The following is a 19115-nucleotide window of genomic DNA, read 5'->3' on the forward strand; positions in this document are numbered from 1 at the left end:
GACGCAAAGAGGGGCAACCATGTTCGACTCGCAAGACTTCTTCGGCGAGGACTACCTGTACTTCCACGAGTACCAGGTCGGCGACGAGCTCACCGAACAGGAAATGCCCGTCATCGAGAGCCTGTTGGGCATCGAGCCGCCGATGCGCGTGCTCGATCTCGGCTGCGGGACCGGCCGCGTGGCCAATCGCCTCGCGCTGTCGGGGAACGACGTGGTCGGCGTCGACGCCAACGGCCACGCTCTCGGTCTGGCCGTCGAGGCCGCCAAGGAGTACGGCGTGCACGTCACGTACGAGCGCCTCGACATGAGGTCCCTCGACGAGGTCGAGGGGTTCGACCGGGCCCTGCTGTGGAGTGTCACCTTCGGCTATTTCTCGGACGCGGAGAACCTCGGTCTGCTGCGCCGGGTGAGACGCTCCCTGCGTCCGGGCGGCAGACTGCTGCTCGAGATCCGGAATCGCGACGCGCTCGTCGGCGACTTCCGCCCCGGCCGCGTGGTGGAGCGCGACGGCGACCTGCTGGTGGACCAGTGCCGCCTCGACCTCGTAACCGGCCGGATGAACTGCATCCGGTTCCTGCTGCGGGACGGCGAACTGAGCCGGCGTCCCTACTCCGTGCGGCTCTACTCGGCGTCGGAGCTCAGGTACTGGCTCGGCGACGCGGGGTTCTCCCATATCGATCTCCACGGCGACAACGGCGGTCCGCTGTCCCTGGAGAGCGACAAGATCCTCGCCGTCGCTCACGTGTGACGGGCGGCTCGGCTCCGACTGCCGTGCCGGATACGGGAGTCGGAGCCGGGCGGTGGACACGGGCCGCGTGCGGCCGTCAGCCGCGACGGCGCCGCCCCCGCGTCCCCGCCTGGCGGCGTTCCGCGCGCCGGCGACCCGCGAGGCGGCTCGTCCCTGTGTCGTCGGGGCTGCCTGTCCCGTTGGGCGCGGTCTCGGACACCAGGCCGTCGAGGAAGGCGGCGAGCGAGGCGACCGTCGGGTGCCGGAAGAGGTCGACCATCGAGAACTCCCGTTTCAGCCCCGCCTCCAGAAGGCTGTGGACGCGCGACATCTGGAGGGAGTGGCCGCCGAGGTCGAAGAAGTTCTCGTCGGTGCCGACCCGGTCGAGGCCGAGGACCTCGCACCAGACCCGCGCGACGAGGCGCTGCGTCCCTTCGGCCGGACCGGCCTCCTCGCGCGGGCGGTCGGCGTCGCGGAGCGCGGAGCGGTCCACCTCGCCGTCGGCCGTGCGCGGGAGGGCGTCGAGGTTTACCAGCCGGCAGTCGACGGGGACGCCGTAGCGGTCGGGCAGCGAGGCGGGGCGGTCGGTGCCGGGAGCGGACTCGGTGTAGGCCGTGAGGCGTTGAGCGGTCCTGGCCGGGGCGTCGAGGCGTCCGCGTATCCACGGCCGGGACGGGTCGAGGCCGACGAGAACGTGCGGCCGGTCATGACGCAGCGCGTGGACCAGCGACCGCAGCCCCTCAGCGCGGCCGAGCGGACGGTAGCCGCGTGCGCGTCCCGGCTCCGCGAGGCCCAGGCCGCGGCTCATCCCCAGCTCGTCCCACATGCTCCAGGCGAGGCTGCGGGCGGCGCCTCCCTTCGCGTACCGGTTGCGGACCAGCGCGTCGAGCGAGGCGTTGGCCGCCGCATAGGCGCTGACCATGGCGCCGCCGAAGGTGCCGTTGACGGAGGAGAAGCCGACGAAGGCGGCGTGCGGTGCGAGGGCGTCGAGGAGGACCCGGGCGCCCCTCGTCTTGGGCGCCATCGCCTCGGCGAGTTCGTCCACCGACTGTTCGAGGAAGGGGCGCTGCCCGAAGACCCCCGCGAGGTGAAGCACCGCCGCGGGTTCGAGGTTCCAGCGGTCGCGGGCCTGCCGCAGCGCCCTGCCCACCTCCTCCTCGCGGCAGACGTCCGCCGCAACGTAGAGGACGTGCTCGCTGCGGGTGCGCAGGGAGCGGTACGCCTGCGCACGCCGGTCGTCGGCGCCTTCGCCCTCCGGCGGCAGCGCGGTGCGGCCGAGGACGAGCAGACGCGCGTCGTACGCGTCCAGCAGGTGGGCGCAGACCTCCGCGCCGAGTCCTCCGAGTCCGCCGGTGACGACGTACAGCGCTCCGCGGGGAAGCGGAGCGGCCGACCGGGGTACGGCCGGCAGCGCGGCGATCCGGGGTACGAGTCTCCGTCCGCCGCGAACCGCCGCCTCCGACTCCCCGCGGCGGGCGCCGAGTTCGCGCAGTACGTGCGGCACCTGCTCCTCCGGCGGCGCCTCGGGCAAATCCAGATGGGAGAAGAGCAGCCAGGGCGCCTCCTGCGCGAAGGCGGCCATCAGCGCGAGCCGCGCCGCACGCCCGCAGTCCACCGCCTCGCCGTCCGCGACCTGCTGGGTGTGCCGGCCCACCACCCGAAGCGTCACCTGCTGTTCGGCACCGCGCCTGGCGGCGACCGCCTGGACGAGGTGGACCAGTGCCGCCGTCTCGACCGGGACGTCCGCACCGGTTTCGTCCCGAGGCGCGTAAGTGGTGAGGTCGACGATCTCGTCCGCCGCGAACCCGTCGGCAGCCAGCGCGTCGAGTAGCCTCTCGTGGTCCTCGGGCCGCTCACCGCGTATCCGGTAGTGGCCGCGGTATTCCCTGGCGTACCCCTCGCCCAGGTCCACCCGCGCGCACCGGCGGCCCTGCGCGGCCAGTCGGTCGGCGAGGGCGCCGGCGAGGCCGGCTGCGTCGGAGAGCAGCAGTACGGGGGCGCCTTCGGAAGCGGCGGGCCCCGGCATCGGCCGGGCGGGCCGCCAGACGCGCTCGTGGAACCAGTTGGGGAGGGTCCGCTCGTTGCCGAGCAGCAGGTCGGTGCGCGCCACGAGGTCGTCGAAGCCGCCTGTGTGGAAGCGCTCGCGCAGCCGGGCGCGCTGGATCTTTCCGATCTCCGTCTTGGGGATTTCCTCGCGGGCGACGGGGAGGACGTGGTGGGGGTTGAGCCCGGTGCGGCCGACCACCCGGGCGCGGACCTCGCGCAGCGCGTCCGCCACCTCGGCGTCGGGCCGCAGGTGGACGAAGAGGGCGAGCACCTCGCCCGGCGAGCTCGGCTCCTGCACGGCACAGGCCGCGGTGAAGGAGTTCTCCACGGCGTCGAGCTCCTCCGCCACCGACTCGATCTCGTGGCAGTAGTAGTTGACGCCGTTGATGATCAGGACGTCCTTCGCACGTCCCGTGATGGTGAGCGAGCCGTTCTCCAGGACGCCCAGGTCTCCCGTCTCGAACCAGCCGTCGGAGGTGAAGGAGGCGCGATTCTCCTCCTCGTTGTCGTCGTAACCCGAGGTGACGGTGGGTCCCTTGACCTGGAGCCTGCCCGCGACGCCTTCGGGCACGGTCTCGCCACCGTCGCCCACGATGCGCATCGCGGTGCCGGGGAGCGGGCGCCCCACGTCGGTGAACTGGTCGCTCTCGCTGGTCGTCGCCAGCGTGAAGGTGTCCGAGTACGTGACGGCGGAAGAGGTCTCGGACATGCCCCACGAAGGGTGCATCGCCGTCTCGGGGAGCCCGAGGGGACGCAGCGCCTGCAGGAACCGCCGGGCGACCCGGGGCATGATCGCCTCCCCCGCGTTCTGGATGAATCGCAGGCAGGAGAGGTTCCAGCCGTTCCCGACAGCCTCCTCGGCCCGGTCGTTGACGAGCCCGAAGGCGAAATTGGGGGCCCAGGTAAGGGTGACCCGGTGCCGGTGGACGGCCTCGAGCCAGCGCAGGGGGTCCTCAAGGACACCCTGAGTGGTGGCGTGGATCTGCTTGCACCCCAGGTAGACGTCGCGCACGTGGAACATGACGACGCCGCCGACGTGGTCGAGCGGCATCCAGTTGAACGTCACGTCGTGGCGGGTGAAGCCGTTGGCGAGGGAGGTGGCCGCGCACCTGGCGAGGATGTTGCGGTGACGCAGCGGTACAGCCTTCGGCCGGCCCGTGCTGCCCGAGGTGAGCAGCAGCACCGCCACGTCCTCCGGGTCTGCGGCGTGGGGAGCCGGGTCCGGTGCGTTGCGACGGAGCTCGTCGAGGACGCCTAGGCGCAGGGCATTCTGCCAGCCGCGGCGCTCGCCGAGGGCCCGCAGCTCTGCGGCGGTCGCCTCGTCGGTCAGCACGGGCGGCCGACCGAGCATGTCGAAGGCGGTGGCCAGACGGTCGACGGCGGTGCTGTCCTGCGCGTAGTCGGGGGCGGGCGCGAGCGGTACGGGCACGAGGCCGCCGAGGACGCAGCCCCAGAACGCGACGAGGAAGTCGTGGTTGTCGGGGCACTGCAGAAGGACGCGCTCGCCCGGTGCGAGCCCCATGGCGCGCACTCCCCGCAGCACGCGTGCGGCTTCGGCGGCGAGTTCGGCGTACTCCGAGGACCGCTCCTTCCCGTGGCGGTCGACGAGGACAAGGCCGCCGTGCCCGTCCTCCGCCGCGCGCCGCAGCGCCTGCGGCAGGGTGCGCACGTCGAGCTCGGGGGGCGGCGCGCCGCCTGCGACGGCCGGGGAGCGCCCCTTTCCGGCCTCCGGCTCGGGCGGGGGCGCGGCTGCGCTGCGCTCCCCGCCGCCCGCGCTGCCCACGTGGACGCGCTCCTCGTCCTCCCCCGCCGTACCGGCGTCCTCGACGAGCACGGCCGACCCCGGCGACTCTCGTTCCCAGCGGGCGGCCAGTTCCTCGTCGAGGACGGGGAGCGCGGCCAGTGCAGACGTGTGCAGGCGGCCGCCGCGGTCGTGGGGCAGGGCGGTCACGGCGCTGAAGGCGCGCGGTACGAGTGGCGCGGGCAGCAGGGCCGCGACGCGCTCCCGCAGCCGCCGCGGGTGGAAGGCGCCGGCGGGGACGACGTACGCGACGAGCTCCTCCACGCCGCCCGTGGTGACGCGGGGCAGGACGGCGCAGGCGCCGACGGACTCGTCGGCGAGGACCGCGCACTCGATGTCGGCGCGCGGGACGTCGAAGCCGTCAAGCCGGACGCGGGACGCGTCGTCGGCGAAGGTGAGACGCCCGTCGGGGAGGCGGCGGCCCTGCCGCCCCGTGGGTCGCGGCGCGGAGGCTCCGTGCGGGGTGACGTGGAGGCTGCCGGGGAGGCCGTCGGGCAGGGGGCACCCGCGCGCATCGGTGACGGTGACGGGGCGGTTGCCGTCGTGTGCCGCCACGAGGTCGCCTTCGGGATACCCGGGACGCGCATGCAGGGCCGCAGTGAAGCCGCCGGCCTCCGGCAGCGCCCACAGCCAGTGGAGTGCGACGCCGCAGGCGCGGTGGAACCGGTCGGCGAGCGCCGGGGTGAGGCGGCCGCCGTCGGTGAGGACCAGGCGCAGCCCCTCGGGCCGGCCCGCCGACTCCGCGTGCGCGACGAGCGCCCCGAGCCGGGTGGGGGGCAGCAGCGCGACGGTGACGCCCAGGTCGTCGACGGCCGCGCCGAGCCCGGCTCCGTCGGAGACCTCGGCCGGGGACACCGCGGCGCCGTGGAGCAGCGGCCACAGCAGAGCGTGGACGGACGCGGCGAGCGGGGCGGCCGTGTGGTGCAGGACCACGTCGCCCGGGGCGAGCGGCGTGCGGTCCTGGAGCCAGTCGGCGGAGTCGCACAGGTCGGCGTGGCGGAGGGCGACGGGGCCGTCGCCGCCCAGGACGACGAACGCCGGGGCATCGCCCCGCGGCGTGTCTCCGGGCGGCGGATCTGCGGGCTCCGCCGAGTCCGGTGCACCGGTGGCGCCGGCGACATCGCCGATCTCGATGACGTCGACGCCGTCGACCGCGTCCGTCCGGCCGTCAGTGAGGAGGGCGTCGACGCCGGCGTCCGCGCTCCACCGCGCGGCGGCGGCGTCGGGCAGCGCGGGGCCCGTCGGTACGCAGACCGCGCCGAGTCGCAACAGCGCCAACGTGGCCACAGCGGACTCGGTCCCCGCGGGCAGCCGCACCCCGACGCGCCGCCCGGCTGCGATGCCCCGGTCGTGCAGTTCCCGGGCCGTGCGGGCGACGCGGTGGGCCAGCGCGGCGTAGTCGAGCTCCGTGCCGTCGCCGGTGACGAGGGCGGTGGCCGACGGCGTCCGCCGCACCTGTGCGGCGAGAGCCTCGGGCACGGACGTCCGAGCGGCCGGACCGCGCGGAACGGTGTGCCCGGCGGCCTCCCCCAACGGCAGTTCGGCCAGGGGACTTTCGGGGGCGCGGACGGCTTCGGCCAGCAGGCGGCCCAGGTGGTCGGTGAGGAGACGCACGGTGGCGCCGTCGAAGAGGTCGGTGCTGTACACGACCGCTCCGTGCAGCCTGTCCGTGTCCTCCCAGAGGTGGAACTCCAGGTCGAACCGCGTGGACTCGCGGGGCAGCGCCTCGGCGCGCAGCTCGGCGCCCGGCAGGGCGAACTCCGTGCGGGGCGGGTTCTGCAGCGCGAAGAGGACCTGGAAGAGCGGGTTGCGACCCGGGTCGCGCTCCGGCTGGAGGTGCTCGACGAGCTTGTCGAGGGGCACGTCCTGGTGGGAGTAGGCATCCGTACACGTCTGCCGTGTGCGGCGCAGCAGCTCGGCGTAGCACGGCTCGCCCGACACGTCGGTGCGCAGCGGCAGCGTGTTGACGAAGAGGCCGAGGAGGGACTCCGTCTCCGTCTGGTCCCGGCCCGCGACGGGGGAGCCGATCAGGATGTCCTCCTGCCCCGAGTAGCGGTGGAGCAGCGCGGCGACGCCCGCAAGGAGCGCCATGAAGAGCGTCGCCCCGTGCGCGCGTGCCGTCTCGCGCAGCCGGGCAGCGAGGGTGCCAGGGATGTCGAAGTCGACGCGGGCGCCGCGGAAGCTCTGCACTTCGGGGCGGGTGCGGTCCGTCGGCATCTCCAGCAGGGGCAGGTCGCCGTTGAGGCGCTCGCTCCAGTGGGCGAGCAGGCGGTCGAGCTCGCCCCCGCCGAGGCGGGCGCGCTGCCACTCGGCGAAGTCCGCGTACTGGATCTCCAGGGGTTCGAGCCCCGTCGGCTCCCCGGTCAGGTGATGGCGGTAGAAGGCCGCAAGCTCCCGCGTGAGAACGTTCAGCGACCAGCCGTCGGTGACGATGTGGTGGAGACACAGCAGGAGCAGGTGGCGGTCGGGCGCCGTGGTGAGCAGGGCCGCCCGGAACAGCGGCCCCTCGGCGAGGTCGAACGGTCGGGCCACCCACTCCCGTGCCCGCTCCTGCTCCTGCTCCGCCGTCACCTCCGCGGCCTCCAGCTCGACGGTGCCGGAGGCAGCGACCATCTGGACCGGTTCGTCGTCCCGCGCGGCGAAGGTGGTGCGGAGGATCTCGTGGCGGGCGACGGCGTCGTCGAGGGCCGCTCGCAGGGCGCCGCGGTCCACGTCGCCGGTGAGGCGCAGGGCCAGGGGGATGTTGTAGAAGGGGTTGCCCCGCTCCAGGCGGTGGAAGAACCACATGCGCTGCTGGGCGTAGGAGGCGGGAAAGTGCAACTCGCCTTCTTGCGCCGGGACTTCGGCGGCGAGGGTGGAGGACTGGTCGTGGTCGGCCGGAGGCACGGCTACTCCGTTCCGTCGTTGCTGAGGGGAAGGGCCGCCGCGGAGCGGCGGGCGCTGGGGCGGATGCGCGGGGCCGCTGAGGACGCGCTCTCCTCCAGTACGGGGATCAGCTCGGCGACCGTCGGGGTCTCGAAGATCCGGCGCATCGGCAGGTCGGCGCCGACGGCGTCGCGCAGCCGGGCCGTCAACTGCATGGCGAGCAGGGACTCGCCGCCGAGGTCGAAGAAGTTGTCCTGGACACCGATCCCGTCGATGCCCAGGACCTCCTCCCAGACCCGTACGACGTCCTTCTCGCGGTCCGTGCTGGGAGGCGCGTACGGCACCGAGAGGTCGGGCCGCCGGTTGAAGGGCCTCGCGGGGGCCGGGACCACGGCGGCGCCCCCGGGGCCATCGGGGCGGCGGGCGGCCATGAGGGCGTGGTCGGCCTCCCCGCCTTCGGTGAACGCGGTGACGTCGGCGAAGCCTTCGTCGGTGAGCAGTCGGGTCCACTGGTCGGGGGCGAGGAGCGGCGAGTGCGTGCGCACGTCGTCGTCGAAGTACCACCAGCCCTCGTAGAGGCCGGTCGTCATCAGCGACCAGCGCTGCTGGCGCGTCGCCTCCAGCAGCAGGACAATTCCGTCGGGCACGAGCAGGGAGCCGGCGTTGCGGACGGCGCGGCGCACGTCGGGTGTGGCGTGCAGGACGTTGAAGGCCAGGACGAGGTCGAAACCGCCGGGGGGATAGCCCTGTTCGGCCGGGTCGCGCGTGATGTCGAGGACCCCGAACTCCATGCCCTCGAACCCTTCTTCGCGCGCCCGGCGCTGCCCGTCGAGCGCGAACGAGCGGCCGAGGTCGGTGAAGTGGTACTCGGTCCCCGGCACCCCACGCAGCTCCTCGGCCACGCTCCAGGTGAGGTAGCCGCGTCCGGCGCCGATCTCGAGGATGCGGACGGGCCGGCGGCCTGCCTCCTTCGCGAGGCGGGCCGCCGTCTCGGCGACGAGGCGGCGGTGGAGCGGGATGTCGCTGAAAGCGAGGCGGCGGTCGATGAGGGCGCGCTGGCGCTCGTCTGAGCCGTCGGGCAGCAGCACCTCGGTGCCGGCCGTCGTGCCGTCGAGTACCTGCCGGTAGTGGCGCACGCAGTGTTCGAGGAAGGCCAAGTCCTCGGCCTGGTCCGGGTGGGCGTCGAGGATCTCCCGGGTGAGCGCGGCGGGCGCGGGCACTTCGGCCAGGGCGTCGGTGAAGCGCAGCCGCGGCCCGTCGGCCGTCAGGATGCCGTCGTCGGTGAGCATCCGCAGCAGCGCGTCCACGAAGGGCCGGTAGGCGGGGACGGTGCGGAAGGCGGTGTGCACCTCCTCGGCCGTGACGGCGGCGCCGGGGGCGGCGTCGATCCCCGCCTCGCCCAGGACGGCGCACACGTGGGCCGTGGCGAGCCGGTCGAGGAGCCCCGTCAGCCGCGCGGGCAGGCGGCGGGCCGCGTACTCCGCGCGCAGCCGCTCCTGGTCGCCAGCCATCCGCGGGAGCTGCGCGGAGAGGGCGACGGGAAAGGACCCGCGGTCGCCGGAGGCGGGCGGAGCCGCCGCGCCCGTCGGGCGGTGCGGCGCGATCCAGTGGCGGCGGCGCGCGAACGGGTAGCCGGGCAAGGGCACGCGCCGGGGCGGCAGTTCGGGGGCGAGGGCCGGGAGGTCGACGCCGGCGCCGTACGTCCAGAGCCGTCCGACGGTGTCGAGCAGGGCGCGGCGGTCCGGCTCCTCGGCGCGGGGGTGGCGCATCGCGGGCAGCACCCGGGTGCCGGGGCCGGCCTGTGCGCGTACCAGGCCGGTGAGTGCGCGTCCGGGCCCGACTTCGAGGAGAACGGGACTCCCCTCGCCGAGCAGGGTCCGCAGCCCGTCGCCGAAGCGGACGGGCTCCCTGGTGTGACGCACCCAGGACGCGGGGGAAGCGGCCTCCTGCGGGGTGATCCAGGTGCCCGTCAGGTTGGAGACGTACGGGATGCCGGGCGTCTGGAGGGGGACGGCCGACAGGGCCGCCTCGTAGTCGCCGAGAATCGGGTCGAGCAGGGAGGAGTGGGCCGCAGCGCCGAAGCGGATGCGGCGGTGGTCCACGCCGTCGCGCAGCAGCTTTCGTTCGGCGCGGTCCAGCGCCTCCTGCGGTCCCGCGAGGACGCAGGAGTGCGGGCCGTTGACGGCGGCCAGCGAGAGGCCGTCCCCGAGCAGCAGGGAGGCCGCGTCCTCGTCCAGGTCGACGCCGAGCATGCCGCCGCGGCCCGCTGACCGCGCGAAGAGCTCCTCGCGGCGGACCACCAGCGGCAGGACGTCCTCCAGCGAGACCACCCCCGCGAGGCACGCCGCCGTGTACTCGCCGAGGCTGTGGCCCAGCAGGGCGGCGGGGCGGACGCCCCAGGACATCAGGAGCGTCGCCAGGGCGTACTCGGTGGCGAGCAGGGTGGGGAAGACGCCGCCGGTCGTCGACGGGCGGTCCCGGCCGTAGAGCATGTCCCTGAGATCGTGCTCGAGGACGGGCCGCAGGATCTCCGCGCACCTGTCGACCGCCGCGCGGTAGACCGGCTCGGTGTCGTACAGTTCGCGTCCCATGCCCGGGTGTTGGGACCCCGCACCGGGCAGCAGGAAGACCACCTGCGGGTCAACCTCCGCCTCGGCGGCCGGGGCGCCGTGCGCGGAGGAAAGCTGACGGGACGCCTCGTCGAGGTCCCCGGCGACGACGCTGCGGCGGTACGGATGGACGCGCCGGCCGGCCCGGAGCGTGTGGGCGACCGCGGCGAGCGGCGCCCCCGGACGCGCCCGGAGGTGGTCGCCGAGCTCGGCGGTGACCGCGTCGAGCGCCTCGGGGGTGCGCGCCGAGAGTGCCAGGAGTTCCGCACCGCGCGGTGCGGGCTCCGGGCGTGCGGCGGGAGGCGCCTCCTCCAGTACGACGTGGGCGTTGGTCCCGCCGATGCCGAGCGAGCTGACGCCGGCTCGGCGCGGGCGCCCCTCGTTCTCCCAGGGGCGGCTCTCGGCGGGCACGTAGAACGGGCTGTCCTCCAGGCCGAGGAGCGGGTTCGGCGTGCGGTAGTGGAGCGTCGGGGGGATGGTGCGGTGCTCCAGCGTCAGCACGGCCTTGAGCAGTCCGGCGATGCCGGCGGCCGCGTCTGTGTGGCCGATGTTGCTCTTCACCGAGCCGAGGGCGCAGTAGTTCCTGCGTGCGGTGGTGCCGGCGAAGGCGCGGTGGAGCCCGGCCGTCTCGATCGGGTCGCCGACAGGGGTGCCGGTGCCGTGGGCCTCGACGTAGCCCACGGTTTCCGCGTCCACGCCGGCGAGCGCCATGGCCGTGACGATCACCTCGGCCTGCCCGGCGGTACTGGGCGCGGCGAAGCCGACCTTGCGGTCGCCGTCGTTGTTGACGGCGCTGCCCTTGATGACGGCGTGGATGTGGTCGCCGTCGGCGAGTGCGTCCTCGAGGCGTTTGACGAGGACGGCGCCGAGCCCCTCGCCGGGCGTCATCCCGGTGGCGTCGGCGTCGAAGGGGCGGCAGTGGCCGTCGTGCGAGAACGGGCCGTCCTCGACGTACCGGTACCCCTGGCGCAGCGCGGGGTTGAGCGCGACGCCGCCCGCGAGGGCCATGTCGCAGCGGTGGGCGATCAGGTCCTGGCACGCCATGTGCACGGCGACGAGCGACGTGGAGCAGGCGGTCTGCACCGCCACGCTGGGCCCTGTGAGGCCGAGTTCGTAGGAGACGCGGGTGGCGAGTGTGCTGTTGACGTTGCCGAGCTGGGCGTGGTGCAGCGCGACGGTGTCACTGCCCCGCAGCCGGGGGTGGACGTGGTCCAGCAGGTAGCGGCTCAGGACGCCGCCCGCGTAGACGCCGACGGGACCGGTGGCGACGCCGGGTCCGTATCCGGCCCGCTCCAGGGTGTGGTGGGCGCACTGGAGGAACAACCGCTGCTGCGGATCGAGGAGTTCGGCCTCGGCGGGCGGGTAGCCGAAGTACTCGGCGTCGAACTCGTCGATGCCCTCTACCACCGAGGCGGCCTTGACCAGGTACGGGTCGTCCCACCCTGCGGGGTCGCCGCCGGCCGCCAGGTAGTCGCCCTCCTTGAGCGGCGCCACCGACTCCCGGCCCTCGACGAGGTTCGCCCAGAAGGCATCGAGGTCACGGGCACCGGGGAAGCGTCCGGCCATGCCGACGATCGCCACGTCCGTTCCCCGGTCGAAGTGGTCCTCGCCGCCGTCCGTGTCGTGTGCCCAGTCGCTCGTCATGCGTCTCACCGCGTCCTTTCGCCTGGCGTCCGGTCCCGCTGCTGTGCCGTCCGTCCGGCGTCCGCCACACGCTTCGCCGCCCGGCGCTGCTGGATGGCGCGCTGCCGCACGAGGTCGAGCGCGTGCGGGTCGGCGGCCTCGGAGCCGCGTGCCAGCCAGGCGGCGAGGGAGGCCACGGTGGGGTGGTCGTAGAGCTCGATCAGCGGGACGTCGTGTCCGAGCCTGCGGTGGTAGAGCGTCTGGGCGCGGGCGAGGAGGAGGGAGTTGCCGCCCAGGTCGAAGAAGTTGTGACGGGCTCCGACGTCGGTCCTGCCAAGGAGTTCGGCCCAGATGGCGGCGATGTCGCGTTCGAGGCCGCTGCCGAGCGGTTCGGAGACCGGCGCGGTCGGCGCCTTCGCGGGGCGGGGTGCGGCGAGCAGCGCCTTGCGGTCCGTCTTGCCTGCGCTGGTGAGCGGCAGCGCCTCGACGAGATGCAGCTCCTCCGGCATGCCGTAGTGCGGCAGCCGGCCCGCCAGCCAGTCGGAGAGCTCCGCGGCGGTGGCGTCCTGCTCGGTGACACACCAGGCCGCGAGGCGGTCGCCGCCCGGCTCCCCGGTGCGCACGAGCACGGCCGCCTGGCGCACGGCGGGGTGGGAGGTGAGTGCCTTCTCCACCTCGCCGAGCTCGATCCGGAAGCCGCGCACCTTGACCTGGTCGTCCCTGCGCCCCGCGAATTCGATGCCGCCGTCGGTCCGGTAGCGGCCGAGGTCGCCCGTCCGGTAGAGCCGGCCGCCCGGTACGTCGGCGAACGGATCGGGGACGAAGGCCTCGGCCGTCCGCCGCGGGTCGCCGTAATACCCCCTCGCCAGCGGCATGCCCCCGAGGTACAGCTCGCCGACGACGCCCACGGGGACGGGGTGCATCCGTCCGTCGAGGAGGTGCACACGGGCGTTCGGGTTGGGCCGGCCGATCGTGACGACGGCTCCGTCCTCGCTCTCCCTGAAGACTCGGCAGCTCACGCCGATGGTGGCCTCTGCGGGCCCGTAACCGTGGTACATGGTCGCGTCGAGACGGGCACGGAAGCGGCGGTACAGCTCCGGCGTGAGCGCCTCGCCGCCGCACCAGAGGTGCCGGATCGAACCTGCCGTCTCGGCGATGTCGTCGCGCTCCAGCAGGACGTCGAGCATGGAGGCGACGATGTAGAGGAAGGTGACGCCCTCCCTGGCGATGACGTCGGCGAGGTGTGCGACGTCGCCGTGGGCGCCCGGGTCCGCAAGCACCAGCCGGGCGCCGCTGACGAGGGGGAGGAAGATCTCGTTGACGGAGATGTCGAAGCCCATCGGGGCCTTGTGGAGCACGCGGTCCTCCGCTGTCATGCGCAGCAGCCCGGACTGCCACACCAGGCGCTGGGAGATCGCCTGGTGGCGGATCACCACCCCTTTGGGCACGCCCGTGGAGCCCGAGGTGTGGATGACGTAGGCAGTGTTCTCCATGTCGACGCGGACGGGGCCGGCGGCCGGGGGCCCGGCGTGGGGTTCTGCCAAGTCGAGTACCGGGGCGTCCAGTCGGGGCGGGAGCTGCGCGGTACGGCGGTCGGTCACGACGAGGACGGGGCGGACGTCGTCGACGAGGGACTTGAGGCGCAGGGCTGGCAGCGAAGGCTCCAGCGGCACGAAGGCGCCGCCGGCCTTCAGGATCGCCAGCAGGGCCACCACGAGCGCCGGCGAGCGTACGAGGTGGACGCCCACGAGCCGCTCGGGTCCGACCCCCGAAGCCGAGAGCCGGCCGGCGAGTTCGGTCGCCCGGCTCTCCAACTCCCGGTAGGTCAGCATCTCGTCGCGCGCCACGACCGCGACGCTGTCGGGGGTGCGCTCGGCCTGCTCCCTGACGAGCTCGTGCAGCGGCCGGGTCTCGGCGGGCTCGTCGTAGGAACGGCTCCACTCCGCAGCCGCCCGCTCCTCCGGCTCCGTCAGCACCGGCAGGACGCCCAGCGGAGCGGTGGGACGGGCGGTCGCTCGGCGGAGGAGGGCGAGCAGATGCCCGAGCAACCGCTCGACCGCCGGCGGCGAGTAGAGGTCGGCTCGCGCGGTGAGGCCGAAAGCGATGCCGTCGGCGGTCTCCCGCGCCTCCAGGACGAGGGGGAAGCGCGCCGTGCCGTTGTGGTGCGGGTGCTCCTCGATGAGCGCACCAGGTGCCGACTCCCGGCGCGGCTTCTCGGTGACGAACGAGAACACCGCGTCGAACAGCGCGGCTTGCCCCACCGCTCCGGCCGGCCGGAGCGTTTCGACGACCCGGTCGAAGGGGAGGTCCTGGTACCCGAAGGCGTCGGCGCAGGTGTCGCGGGTGCGCAGGACGAGGTCTCGGAAGGTCGGGTCGCCGCCGAGGTCGGTGCGGAGCACCACGGTGTTGCCGAAGTTGCCGATGGTCTCCTCGAACGCGGAGCGGGCCCGGTTGACGACCGGCGAGCCCACGGCGACGTCCTCCTCGCCGGTCCACCGATGCAGCAGCGCCTGGTAGGCGGCGAGGAGCACCGTGTACAGCGAGACACCGCACTCCCGGGCGAGCGACCGCACCGCCCGGCTCTCCTCCCGGTCCAGCACGGCGTCGCTGCGGACGCCGTCACCGGGGGCGGCCCCAGGGCGCAGATCCGGGTCCACCGGCAGTGCGAGGGACGGCGGCGGAGGCAGCAACCGCTCGCGCCAGTGGGCGAGTTGATCCTCCCAGGCGCCCGCCTTGCACTGCCGCTGCTCCCACCGCGCGAACTCCGCGTACTGCGCCGCGCGGCGGCCGGACGACGTGCCCGTGCGGCCCTCGGGGTCCGCGTAGCGCGCGGTCAGCTCGTCGAAGAACCGGCCCCAGGAGGTGTCGTCGAAGGCGATGTGGTGCACCGTCACGCTGAGCAGGTGGTCGTCGTCCGCGAGCCGGAAGAGGTGGCAGCGGATCGGCGGCTCCTTGTCGAGGCGGAAGGGCCGGCGTCCCTGTTCCTCGACGGCCCGATCCGCCTCGGCGCTCCGGGCCGGCTCCGGGACCTCGCCGAGGTCGGTGAGCGGCAGCGGGACCTCGGCCGGTGCGAGGACCCGGCGTACGGGCGCCCCGGCATCGTCGGCGGGGTAGACGGTCCGCAGGATGTCGTGGGCGCCCGCGAGGCCGGTGAGCGCCGACTCCAGTGCGGCCCTGTCCAGTACGCCGGTGAACCGCAGGCCCCCGCACAGGTTGTAGGTGATGTCGTCGGGCCGCAGTTGGCGGAGGAGCCACATGCGCTGCTCGGCCGAGGACAGGGGCGCGGGCCCCGCGCCCTCCACGGCGTCCCCTGCGGCCGGCTCCGGTACGCGCACTCCGGCTTCCGCCAGCAGCAGCCGGGTGAGTTCTCGGCGCTGTTCCTCGGCTGAGGATTCCGTCTCTTCTTCGGTGCTCGTCACTGCTACGGGTCCCCTGATTCCTGGCTCGTGACAGCATGTCGAATGCGCGCGAAAACTCCGGTGGACTTCTCGGAATCACGCTCGGCGGATGAGGCGTGGATTCGCTCTCACCGGCCGCGACCGAACGTAACAGCGCGCCACACGGGGGTCGTCCACCCCCGGTAGCCATTACCGTCTCCAACCGTGGTTCCGCCTTGTCTGCGCTCCCTTGTCGGAATCAGGGGCCGAATGTACGCTCACGACTCCTCGGGAAGACCGAACATTTTCACGTGCGGAAACCCGGGTGCGGTGAGAGACGGGCGTGGACCGCGAGGAGAGGAATCGTGACGGCCAATACGACGGGTTCTCGCGGCTGCATACGCGGACACAGGGGGCGTGCGGGCGCACCACGTCTGGTGTGCTTCCCGCACGCGGGGGGAGGCGCCAGTTCGTACCAGGAATGGGTGACGCGGCTGCTGCCCGACGCCGAGGTGCTCGTGGTGCAGTACCCGGGACGCGAGGACCGCTTCGGGGAGCCCCACGCCCCGGACATGGCGGCGCTGGCCGACGAGATCGCCGCGGACCTGCCGATGTCGGCCGACCGGCCGTTGGTGCTGTTCGGGCACAGCATGGGGTCGACCGTCGCGTTCGAGGTGGCGCGCCGGATCGAGCGGCTTTGCCCCGGCGGGCTGGCGCGGCTGTGCGTCTCGGGGCGCCCGGCGCCGCACGCGGCCCGTGCCACCGCGGTGCACCTGCTCTCCGACGACGATCTCCTCGCCGACCTCCGCGCGTTGGCAGGCACCTCCGAGACGCTCCTCGACAACCTGGAGTTCCGCTCGCTGTTCCTTCCGGCGATCCGGAACGACTACCGGCTCATCGAGACCTACCGGCCGGAGCCGGGCGCCGGCATCGCCGCACCGATCTCCGGGTTCTGCGGCGCCGACGACCCGCACGTGCGGCCCGAGGAGATGCACCGCTGGGGCGAGGCGACCACGAGCGGGTTCGGTCTGCAGGTCTTCTCCGGAGGCCACTTCTACCTCCACGACCACGCGGCCGAGATCGTGCACGAGGTGGCGTGCCGGCTCGGTGCGACGGACGACCCGGTGTCCGGCTGAGCGCATGCGGGGACGGCCGTCAGGCGGTGGGGGCGTGCTCCGCCATCCCGCCCGCGACGCCCCGCTCGTAGGCGAGGATCACCGCGTCGACGCGGTTGCGCAGCGCGAGCTTGCGGCAGATGCGGTTGAAGTGGGACTTGACCGTCGCCTCCGAGAGCACCAGGACATCGGCGATCTGCTGGTTGGTCAGTCCCTGCGCGACCATCTGGAAGACCTGCATCTCACGGCGGGTGAGCTGCGAGAGCTCGGCGCACGGCCGGGGAGCGGCGGCGCGGTGTGTCGTGTCGCGCAGCACCTTGAGCACCTGCCCGACGATCCCCGGACTCATTGCGGCGCCGCCCTCCGCCACGTCCCTGACCCCGGAGACGATCTTCTCCGAGGAGCCATGCTTGAAGAGGAACCCCCGCGCTCCGACGCGGGCAGCGGCGGGAACCCAGTTGTCGTCGAGGCCGCCCTCGGCGGCGAGCAGCACGACGGCGACGGGCTCCGGCGCGTCCTCGACCAGGCGGCGCACGACCTCCAGGATGTCGGGGCCAGGCAGCCGGGCGTCCATCACGACGACGTCCGGCCGGTGGACCCGGGCCGCCTCCAGCAGCGAACTGCCGTTGTCCGCCTCGCCCTTCACCTGGAACGCGGCGTCGCTCTCGAAGAGGGCGCGCAGTCCGCGACGCACGAGAGGCTGCTCGTCGGCGAGCACCAGGCCGACGGAGAGATCGCCGGCGGCCGACCGGGCGTGCGGCCTTTTGAGCGCTTCGTACCGATCCGTCCATCGCATAGCATTCCCCCGTCTTCAGGACTTTCGGCAGGCAGGTGACAGTGCGCCCAGCTACGCACCCTTACTGAAACAGAAGGCCCTTCTTCGCCTCACAGCATATGACAGGCCCCTTCGAAACCGAGTATGATTCTCGGTTTGGCGTGATCTTTTTTCGCGTGGCGGAATGCCCTGCAAGCCGATCAAGAAAATCCGGGTGCAATGTCGACAGCGGCGCCTTATCAACCATTCAAGATCGCAGCAGGATTGGTCGCGTGCACGCATGTTTCAGCCATACCGAAAACGACTCGGCGCCGCGCTTGACAGTGCGCCCATATCTTCCCGCAGGCGCTCCGCGGCCATGAGTGCGCACCGCGCCCCGTGAATGGCATTGTCAGGCTCTCAGGCCCACTGGATCGCGCCCAGTGCCGCCCGGTCAACCTCTCCGTCCGAGGTGCACGGCAGGGACTCCAGCAGGACGAAGCGTCCGGGCACCGGTACGTCGGAAGCGCCGGCACGCACGTGCTCGCGGAGCTTGGCGGGGCTGAGGTTCTCCACGCGTCCGTACCACGGCCGACTCACGGGGCTCCGCGGCGGGGCGGGCGCGTCGGGGAAGCGGACGTCGACCGCGCCGGGAGCGTCCCGGCGGACCAGCACCGCGTCGAAGGCGCCGTCCGGCAGCGAGCGGGCCCAGCTCAGCCGGACCGCGTAGGGCAGGTCGTCGCCGAGCGCCCAGACCTCCTCCGGCTCGACCGCCTCGCCCGCGGCCTGCGACGCGGCGCTCCGCACCTCGCCCACCGTCCCCGGGCGGTCCGCACGGGCGAGGAGTTCGGCCGCTACGTGGTCGGCGAGCACTCTGGCGTTGGGGACACCGAGCAGGCCGACGCCCGCCGGGCGTTCGGCCGTCAGATGCCGCCTGAGGTCGTCCGCGCTCCAGCGATCCTGCTTCCAGGGCCGCCAGTCGGGGACGGCCGCCTCCTCCCCCGGCAGTTTGTCGAGCCGTATCACCGCGTCGTAGCGGAACCGGTTCATCTCCGTTCTGCGCAGCCCGCGGCGCGGCAGCACCGCGACGTGGGCCACGCGCGGCAAACGCTCGACGAGACCGGTGAAATAGCAGGGGTCTATGAGGAGTTCGGTGCCGGTGCAGCAGCGGCGCTCGACGAGCCCCTGCACCTTCTCGCCCGACGCCCGCTCCGGTGCCCTCGACAGCTCGAGACCGGCGGCGAACGCCCGGTGCACCGCCGCCGAGCGCACGTCGCCGAGGAAGAGGTACCCGCCCTCGTCCACGACGTCGGCGGCCTGGCGCACCACCGTGTCGAGGTACTCCTCGTCGGGGAAGTACTGGGACACCGAGTTGGCGACGAAGCCGTCGACGGACCCGGGAGCCGCGAACGAGAGATCGTCTGCGGGCGCCTGGCGCAGTTCGACGCCGGACGGGGGCCGGTGGCCGAAGGCGGTACGGATGCGCTCCAGCGCCCCCGCCGAGACGTCGCTCGCCACGTAGCGCTCGACGCCGCCCGCCAGCCGGTGGAGCAACAGGCCCGTCCCGCAGCCCACTTCGAGCAGGCGCCGGGCCCCGAGCCCCGCGATGCGGCGCACCGTGCCGTCGACCCAGGCCCCCATCTCCTCCGCCGTCAGTTCGGCGCCGGTGTAGCTGCTGAACCAGCCCCGGGTGTCGAACGTCGGGTCCTCCGGCTCCGGTTGGGCGTAGACGTGGTCGTAGACGCCCTGCCACTCCGCCACGTACTGCCGTCCCAGCTCGGCGGCGTCGTCCGCGACGGCCTCGTTGCGCCGCGGGACCACGTAGGCCGTGCACGAGCCCCCCTCGCCAAGCACGACCGCGCGGTCGACCCCGGGGTGCGCCAGGAGGACCCGCTCCACCTCGCCGCCCTGTGCACCGGTACCGAAAACAGGCATACGGGTCCCCTTTTCTCTGTCCTGCACCGAGCCGAATTCGCGCACATGCTACTCACCTGGCTAGTCTGCGAAAAGATGCACACCAGGAACCCCGAGAATGCATCCGGCGTTGGAGAGGGCCGCATCTTCTGCACTCGCGGGCGCAGCGACGAATACCTACCCTGGTTGGACGACTTCCGCGGTCCGCGTTGCTACCGTCCTGGCCCGATGCCACCCGGACGAGAAAGACACAGCGGAGGGACTACCGTCGGGATGACTGAGAT

The 19115-nt window shown here is 73.2% G+C and carries 7 protein-coding genes; 2 read left to right on the forward strand and 5 right to left on the reverse strand.

The annotated features are described in order from the left end of the window. The first annotated feature begins 19 nt into the window (after nt 1-19). Nucleotides 20-748, forward strand: a complete 729-nt coding sequence (locus tag F603_RS0106345; protein WP_019545171.1) for a class I SAM-dependent methyltransferase — start codon at nt 20-22, stop codon at nt 746-748. Between the two features lie 76 nt (nt 749-824). On the opposite strand, the gene F603_RS33370 is transcribed toward F603_RS0106345, so the two are convergent. The 3 genes from F603_RS33370 to F603_RS31675 are packed head-to-tail and all read right to left on the reverse strand — an operon-like array spanning nt 825 to nt 15090. After that, complete coding sequence (locus F603_RS33370; protein ID WP_019545172.1) at nt 825-7460, reverse strand: SDR family NAD(P)-dependent oxidoreductase; 6636 nt, start codon at nt 7458-7460, stop codon at nt 825-827. A gap of 2 nt (nt 7461-7462) precedes the next feature. After that, nucleotides 7463-11692, reverse strand: a complete 4230-nt coding sequence (locus F603_RS33375; RefSeq protein ID WP_019545173.1) for a type I polyketide synthase — start codon at nt 11690-11692, stop codon at nt 7463-7465. Between the two features lie 5 nt (nt 11693-11697). Next, nucleotides 11698-15090 carry a non-ribosomal peptide synthetase gene (locus F603_RS31675; protein WP_019545174.1) on the reverse strand — a complete coding sequence of 1131 codons (3393 nt, stop codon included), beginning with the start codon at nt 15088-15090 and terminating at the stop codon, nt 11698-11700. A 323-nt stretch (nt 15091-15413) separates the two neighbouring features. Between F603_RS31675 and F603_RS0106365 the strand changes: the two genes are divergently transcribed. Continuing rightward, nucleotides 15414-16184, forward strand: a complete 771-nt coding sequence (locus F603_RS0106365) for a thioesterase II family protein (protein ID WP_026328184.1) — start codon at nt 15414-15416, stop codon at nt 16182-16184. 19 nt (nt 16185-16203) lie between these two features. On the opposite strand, the gene F603_RS0106370 is transcribed toward F603_RS0106365, so the two are convergent. After that, nucleotides 16204-16959: a LuxR C-terminal-related transcriptional regulator gene (locus F603_RS0106370; protein WP_019545176.1), complete on the reverse strand. Its 756-nt coding sequence runs from the start codon at nt 16957-16959 to the stop codon at nt 16204-16206. A 378-nt stretch (nt 16960-17337) separates the two neighbouring features. Next, complete coding sequence (locus tag F603_RS0106375) at nt 17338-18852, reverse strand: class I SAM-dependent methyltransferase (protein WP_019545177.1); 1515 nt, start codon at nt 18850-18852, stop codon at nt 17338-17340. Between the last annotated feature and the right edge of the window lie 263 nt (nt 18853-19115).

Origin of the sequence: Streptomyces sulphureus DSM 40104 (assembly GCF_000381025.1) — a bacterium.
GTDB lineage: Bacteria > Actinomycetota > Actinomycetes > Streptomycetales > Streptomycetaceae > Streptomyces > Streptomyces sulphureus.

Bases quoted from the DNA above. Each gene is read 5' to 3' on its own strand.
- F603_RS0106345 (WP_019545171.1), top strand. From the start codon at position 20: ATGTTCGACTCGCAAGACTTCTTCGGCGAGGACTACCTGTACTTCCAC.
- F603_RS33375 (WP_019545173.1), bottom strand. From the start codon at position 11,692: ATGACGAGCGACTGGGCACACGACACGGACGGCGGCGAGGACCACTTC.
- F603_RS0106370 (WP_019545176.1), bottom strand. From the start codon at position 16,959: ATGCGATGGACGGATCGGTACGAAGCGCTCAAAAGGCCGCACGCCCGG.
- F603_RS0106375 (WP_019545177.1), bottom strand. From the start codon at position 18,852: ATGCCTGTTTTCGGTACCGGTGCACAGGGCGGCGAGGTGGAGCGGGTC.